This is a genomic window from Amaricoccus sp., assembly GCF_036846665.1.
In the GTDB taxonomy this organism is placed as follows: domain Bacteria; phylum Pseudomonadota; class Alphaproteobacteria; order Rhodobacterales; family Rhodobacteraceae; genus Amaricoccus.
The window spans coordinates 1-1,673 of the sequence record NZ_DAIUBO010000409.1 but is presented as its reverse complement, the minus strand read 5'-3'; the positions used below and the strand labels follow the sequence as shown (position 1 = coordinate 1,673).

The following is a 1,673-nucleotide window of genomic DNA, read 5'->3' as shown; positions in this document are numbered from 1 at the left end:
ACGCTCATCGGCTTCCCCCAGGGCGTCACGGGCGCGAAGAGCGGCGCGGCGCGGACCACGTCGCGCAGTTCCCCCACCATGGGGAGTTGGGCCGGCCGGTCCAGCCGGGCCTTGTGAATCTCAAAGCCGCCGATCTCGAACACCCGCCCCGAAACCCCAAGGAAAACACCGCCTCCGCCGCCGCGGAGCGCTTGCAGCACCAAAACGCGAAACCTATATAGCCATCCGAAGCGCCGGCCACACGATCACGTGAAACCCGGCATGGGATGCAGGGCAAGGGCCAGCCTTGGACTCGCCCCGCCAGATCGCCGCTCGAAAGGAACGTATATGCCCAAAGTCATCGGTATCGACCTCGGCACCACCAACTCCTGCGTCGCCATCATGGATGGCAGCCAGGCCCGCGTCATCGAGAATTCCGAAGGCGCGCGCACCACGCCCTCGATCGTCGCCTTCACCGACGACGAGCGCCTCGTCGGCCAGTCGGCCAAGCGCCAGGCCGTGACCAATTCCGAGAACACCCTCTTCGCCATCAAGCGCCTCATCGGTCGGCGGTACGACGATCCGGTCACCGCCAAGGACAAGGACATGGTGCCCTACAAGATCATCCCCGGGCCGAACGGCGACGCCTGGGTCGAGGTCAAGGGCGAGAAGTTTTCCCCCAGCCAGATTTCCGCCTTCGTCCTGCAGAAGATGAAGGAGACGGCCGAGAGCTATCTCGGCGAGACCGTGAACCAGGCCGTCATCACCGTCCCGGCCTATTTCAACGACGCCCAGCGCCAGGCCACCAAGGACGCCGGCAAGATCGCCGGGCTCGAGGTGCTCAGGATCATCAACGAGCCGACGGCGGCGGCGCTGGCCTACGGGCTCGACAAGTCGGGCACCAAGACCATCGCGGTCTATGACCTCGGCGGCGGCACCTTCGACATCTCGATCCTGGAGATCGACGACGGCCTCTTCGAGGTGAAATCGACCAACGGCGACACCTTCCTCGGCGGCGAGGACTTCGACATGCGCGTCGTCCAGTACCTGGCCGAGGAGTTCAAGAAGGAGAACGGCGTCGACCTGACCAAGGACAAGATGGCGCTGCAGCGGCTCAAGGAAGCCGCGGAGAAGGCCAAGATCGAGCTCTCCTCCTCGTCCCAGACCGAGATCAACCAGCCGTTCATCTCGATGGACCCCAAGACGCACCAGCCGCTGCACCTGGTGCTGAAGCTGACCCGCGCCAAGCTCGAAAGCCTCGTGGGCGACCTGATCACGCGCTCGATGAAGCCCTGCCAGGCGGCGCTCAAGGATGCGGGCATCGCCAAGGGCGACATCGACGAGGTGGTGCTGGTGGGCGGCATGACCCGCATGCCCAAGGTCATCGAGGAGGTGACCAAGTTCTTCGGCAAGGAGCCGCACAAGGGCGTGAACCCCGACGAGGTCGTCGCCATGGGCGCCGCGATCCAGGCCGGCGTGCTCCAGGGCGACGTCAAGGACGTGGTGCTCTTGGACGTGACCCCGCTCTCGCTCGGCATCGAGACCCTCGGCGGCGTCTTCACCCGGCTCATCGATCGCAACACCACGATCCCGACCAAGAAGAGCCAGATCTTCTCCACGGCGGAAGACAACCAGAACGCGGTGACGATCCGGGTCTTCCAGGGCGAGCGCGAGATGGCGGCCGACAACAAGCT

The 1,673-nt window shown here is 65.1% G+C and carries 1 protein-coding gene; it reads left to right on the top strand.

The window, feature by feature from the left end; all coding sequences use genetic code 11:
* Positions 1–327: 327 nt before the first annotated feature.
* Positions 328–1,673: molecular chaperone DnaK (gene dnaK, locus V7050_RS20930; protein ID WP_324411272.1), on the top strand; the 1,346-nt coding region annotated here is incomplete at its 3' end.